Here is a 4,879-nt window from a genome sequence, read left to right on the forward strand (position 1 = left end):
GTTTGTTTATCCCCCACCGTTACCAGTCGAAAAGGTTCCTCGACGCTCAAACTTTCTGTGTGTTTTATATCAGTTACCGTCACCGGAAATCTTCCTACTAAAGGAATAATTCTGGCTAATTCGTCCTCATCCTGTAAACGATGAACGGGCAGCAAGGGAGCGCTACGGGCGGGAGTAACGGTAAAATCTTGTAGTAAGGACTCGATCGCCTGTCTGGCCGAGTCAGAATGGGCAAATTTCAAACCTTTAGCGATTAATTTCGCTCTTTCGGCTAAATCTCGCTTTTGTTTGCCCCGTTTCCAACACTGGTAAGCGATCGCATCTCCAGGATGACGGGTAAATTCACTGGGAATCTGGGATAAACGGGAAAAATCTTGGATAGCTTTGGCGATATCGTGTGCTTCAGCCACCTCAATCCTTTTTTCTGCCGCTAATTTCGCTGCCCCTAGTCTTTGTTCTTGGTTGAGAATCCGTAATTCGTATAGCACATCACTGCGCGGCCCGATGTAGTAACTTAACAAATCTTCATCTGCTCCCGATTTGATTAAACTCTCAAAAACTTGGGCAGCGACAATAATTAAATTTTGTTGGGCATTTTGAAACCCGGTTTGTTCAAAAATTAACTGGGAATCGTAGCCAGCTTTTTGCAGTTTTTGACATTTTTGCCCCCAATTCACCCAATTTCCTTCCTTATGAAGCAGCGAGCGCATTAATTCGGTCGCTTCCGTTTCGCTGATTCGATCATCTGTACTGCGAGGCTGTTCTGTCATAGACAACTTGATCAAGCTACAATAACTAAAATTTATCTAATCCCTCAAAAATCTTCAATAGCAATTAAGGTTAACAGGATAGACTAGATAGTAACAGGATAGCTGACAATCACCCCCTTCGTACCTGTTAGGGCAAGTTTATCTTCAATGTCTAGATTAAGAGTTAATGGAAGCATTCCCCCCTCGTCCACAACTAACCCCGGTCAAAGGACGATGAAAACCAAGCGTCACCCCAAAGATAGTGCCTTGGGTTTAGTCTCTACCCTCAGCTTTCCGGCGATCGTCGGGACGGCGGATATGATGCTAAAATCGGCAGAAGTTACCCTCGTGGGTTACGAAAAAATTGGCGGTGGTCACTGTACTGCGATCGTGCGTGGTAATATTGCCGATGTGCGTTTAGCAGTGGAAGAAGGGGCAAAAACCGCCGCACAGTTCGGACAATTGGTATCTAAATCGGTTATTCCCCGACCGATGCCCAATTTAGAGGTAATTTTCCCCATTGGTAGCCGTTTAGCCGAAATTGCCCAAAGTCAACGGGGTTTCAGCAAACTGAGCAATATGTCGATCGGTCTCTTGGAAACCCGCGGTTTTCCTGCTATGGTGGGGGCAGCTGATGCCATGTTAAAATCGGCCGATGTGCAGTTAGCTTCCTACGAAACAATTGGGGATGGTTTGTGTACGGCCATTATCCGGGGTTCGGTCGCTAATGTGGCCGTGGCCATTGATGCGGGAATGCGGGAAGCAGAGAAAATCGGTGAACTGCACGCGGTGATGATTATTCCCCGTTTATTGGAAGATTTAGAACATACTCTACCGGTGGCCAGCTACTGGTTAGAAACCCCCGAACCTTTACCGATGTTGTTACCCAATACTGTCCGGGAAAAACAACGGGAATTGGTCGCTTTACCAGAATTGGAAAAAACCAAAATACCAATTCGTCGCCAAGAAATGCAGGAAAAAGTGTTAGAAGAAGTGATTCCCGTGGAAGTTATCACCGATGAGGACAATTATTAATTTTTATTTTCAGCTTTGCTCCTGTGCTGCTAAAAGTACAGGAGCAAAAGGTTGAATTAGGGTTTGCGGGAAAAAGTTTGTTGGTGGGTGTGGGGTGGATACTTGTATCGGGTATGAATGATAATTTCACGGTAAAAAATCTTTACAGAAGACCCCGACAATTAAACCAATCGAATAATGATAAATTTTTGTCAAGGGGTGCGGTCAGATCGAATAATCGTCGCTAGAATTGGCCTAATTGTCAGAAATTTAGTCAGCCATTTTCTAGTAATGAGGAGGAGGTGAATGGACGGTTGCCCATTGGTGTGGATCATTATGGGTGTTGCTGGATCAGGAAAGACGGTTGTTGGTCGGCTCTTATCTGAGCGGCTAGAAAGTGATTTTCTTGAGGGCGATCGCAGACATCCCTTATCGAACATCATCAAGATGCTTTCACAGAAGTCTCTACAAGACGAAGACCGTCGTCAGTGGCTTCTAGAAATAGAGGATGATATTCGACGGGCAATAACTCAAAACAGAGAAGCTGTAATAACCTGTTCTGCTCTGAAAGCTTCCTACAGGAGACAACTGACATCTTTAGGACAAGTTCAGTTAGTTTGGCTAAATGTACCTGAACCAGAGCTAGAGCTAAGACTAGCCAACAGGTTAAATCACTATATGAAACTTGAGATGCTTCATAGTCAAATAGCTTCTTTTGAACCCATCAGTCCAGAGGAAAATGTAATTGCTGTAAACGGACTTTTGATGCCAGATGAAATTGTGAACGAACTGCTAGAAAAGGCGATGCAAATATTTCCAAACATGAAAAAACCTTGGTGGCAGAGATGCGCCGAGTAAAGATTTCTGCCAATGATGGTTATACCAAAAGTGATGGGTTGTAAAAGATGTCAGAAATGCATTCCTACGGTGTTAACAACCAAGCCTTTCGGCTAAAAGTTATGGGCTGGATCGCCTTATTTTCTTTGATTGTATCTCTACAATTACAACCGTTAATTGATTTGGTTAGGACAAACATCTCTAATGCCTTTCCTTTACCACGAGATGTATCCCCCATTTCTTTCTTTACAATTATATTTACCCTTTCTTTTATAGCTTATGATCGATGGTTATGGAAGCTAAACCCATTTGACAAAATACCTAGTTTGTCTGGCACCTGGATCGGGATGGGAAACAATCCTCACTTTGAACTGCTTCGTCTAGAACTAATGCAGATTGATCAGACTTGGACTAGCATATCCATATCAGTGGAAGTTTATCAAGAAAATGAGTCTGGTCCAGAAAATTGGCTGGATACAGTCCATCTGGGTACAGAACATTCTACGAATGCCCGTATTACTGAGTGTTTACGTAAATATTGTGACTTTAACTTTCAATACATACATGATGGTGAAGCAGGAGGGCAAGATTCATTTGGTGGAACATTTTTTCTCAAATATAAATATAAGAAGATGAAAAATAGGAAAGTGGAGATTCATGAGCTAAGTGGTAAATATTCAAATACAAAGACAGGCAAAAATACAAAGACAGGCAAAAATACAAAGACAGGCGAAAAGTTTGAAGGAGTAGTCGGTCGAATTGCTTTTCGTAGAGTTTCCTTTGAAATTTTGGAGCTTGAAGATGCATTAGAAAAGGGGAAGGACTATTTAAATGAGCTTACAAAAGAAATATCTTCTCGTATTAGCGATGACCCCGATATTTAGTGCGATCGCCATTGCCGTAGGGTGCGGTCCCTAATGCAAGTCCTCCTACTCCACTAATAGATTTTTGGGGAACGCACCATGCACATTGATTCAAGCTGTGGGTTAAAGTGCGATGTGGGCTAATCTGGCTAACAGGCTTTTGGGCGTGATATGGGGAAAAGTTCGGGCGATTGCGCCTAAATAGAGTGATATGCCGAAAGTTGACCCATATCGTTAGTCTGGAGAGTGTTATACAGAAAGCTTCCGTATAATCCCTAGTTAGACAGTCACTATGATTCGGTCGCCTAGAGAGGGGCTGTGGATTGGTTTCGCAGCCCCAACCTCCCATGGCTCCCTGCCCACCCCATTGACTTGAGACCCATACTTTTGCAAGGGTTCTCAGAGATGTGTCCCTCAGTCAGATCCGGGGGACGCCAGCCCAGAAATTAGGTGCTAAGCTTATCTTTGAAAATCAAGTAGAAATTACTGGAGGATGCAATCATGCCGACACTTCGAATTCTGTATATAGAATGTATAACAACAGGTACAGGTCTTTTCTGGAAAGAGAATGATAAAGCGTTCTCGAAACTTCTAGGTAACATCTTGGACGCTCAGAATAGGTTGCTAGGAACGGCTGGAGCGATAACAGGGTTGACGCCTTTGAAGGTGCTGAAAGATGCAATAAACGTGGCGGGAGACGTATGGAAGGAGGTGACCGATCTGATTGAAAGCCTCGGTCTTGACGGCTCAGATGATTTCTATATAAGTCTTTCTGACCAGGAGAGACAGCAGAAGGTATGGCCTTTACAAGAAGACTATTTTGAATTGGGTAATGAAAGACCTCGAATCACTCTTGATCTAACAATTCCATACGATAGGACGATAACAGTCTATTTTTGGGAAAGAGATACTGGAAGTGACGATGATATTCTTGGTAGCCTCTCTGTGATTAGCCATGAGCTTGCAGGGAGAGGGGGTGAACCTGACACTGCTACAGGTATATTTGTGGGAAGCAAACAAGAAAATTCCTTGTATTACATCGTATTTTCGGGCGGTGTCGCCTTAAACAGCGATGGAAAACCGTCCCCATTAGGAACATCCGCTGCTGCTCTTTCTAAGATTGGCAGCTCTTCATCAGATATTCAAGTAGATCTGGCAGATTTATTATCGGTAACTGCCATCAGCGGAGTGCCCGGTGGGGTGACATTGTTTGCGATCAAGGGTGATCGAAAGGTGTGGAGCCAGTATTATGATCCCCGCGTTGAGAATCCAGCGTGGTCAGGATGGTTTGAGTTAGGGGGTGGCGTTTCCCCAGAAACCACAAACGTGTCTGCCGTTAGCTCATTACCCGGCGCAGCCAGTCTCTTCGTTGTCGGTTTAGATGGCCGAATTTGGAGCAAGTTCTATGATCCCAGA

At 44.0% G+C, this 4,879-nt stretch carries 5 protein-coding genes; 4 read left to right on the plus strand and 1 reads right to left on the minus strand.

Features of this window, described 5'->3' with window-relative positions; genetic code table 11:
* Window positions 1–770, minus strand: a 770-nt coding sequence (gene raf1, locus PX484_RS20345) for a RuBisCO accumulation factor 1 (protein WP_288105297.1), incomplete at its 3' end; no start/stop codon positions are given.
* 213 nt (window positions 771–983) lie between these two features.
* Here raf1 and ccmO point away from each other — a divergent pair.
* The 4 genes from ccmO to PX484_RS20365 all read left to right on the plus strand — a co-directional run.
* Window positions 984–1,784, plus strand: coding sequence for a beta-carboxysome assembly protein CcmO (gene ccmO, locus PX484_RS20350; RefSeq protein WP_002753877.1), 801 nt, complete (start codon window positions 984–986; stop codon window positions 1,782–1,784).
* A 285-nt stretch (window positions 1,785–2,069) separates the two neighbouring features.
* A complete protein-coding gene (locus tag PX484_RS20355) occupies window positions 2,070–2,621 on the plus strand; it encodes a gluconokinase (RefSeq protein WP_044034309.1) in 552 nt (183 codons plus the stop codon).
* 47 nt (window positions 2,622–2,668) lie between these two features.
* Entirely contained in the window at window positions 2,669–3,484 is an 816-nt protein-coding gene (locus PX484_RS20360; protein ID WP_287671433.1) for a hypothetical protein, read from the plus strand.
* A gap of 480 nt (window positions 3,485–3,964) precedes the next feature.
* On the plus strand, window positions 3,965–4,879 hold a 915-nt coding region (locus tag PX484_RS20365), incomplete at its 3' end, for a PLL family lectin (protein WP_288105298.1).

The organism is Microcystis sp. M49636_WE2 (genome assembly GCF_030065375.1).
Lineage (GTDB): Bacteria > Cyanobacteriota > Cyanobacteriia > Cyanobacteriales > Microcystaceae > Microcystis > Microcystis aeruginosa_C.

Excerpts from the sequence above, each read along its gene's own strand:
- PX484_RS20355 (WP_044034309.1), top strand. The coding sequence starts at position 2,070 with ATGGACGGTTGCCCATTGGTGTGGATCATTATGGGTGTTGCTGGATCA.
- PX484_RS20360 (WP_287671433.1), top strand. The coding sequence starts at position 2,669 with ATGTCAGAAATGCATTCCTACGGTGTTAACAACCAAGCCTTTCGGCTA.
- ccmO (WP_002753877.1), top strand. The coding sequence starts at position 984 with ATGAAAACCAAGCGTCACCCCAAAGATAGTGCCTTGGGTTTAGTCTCT.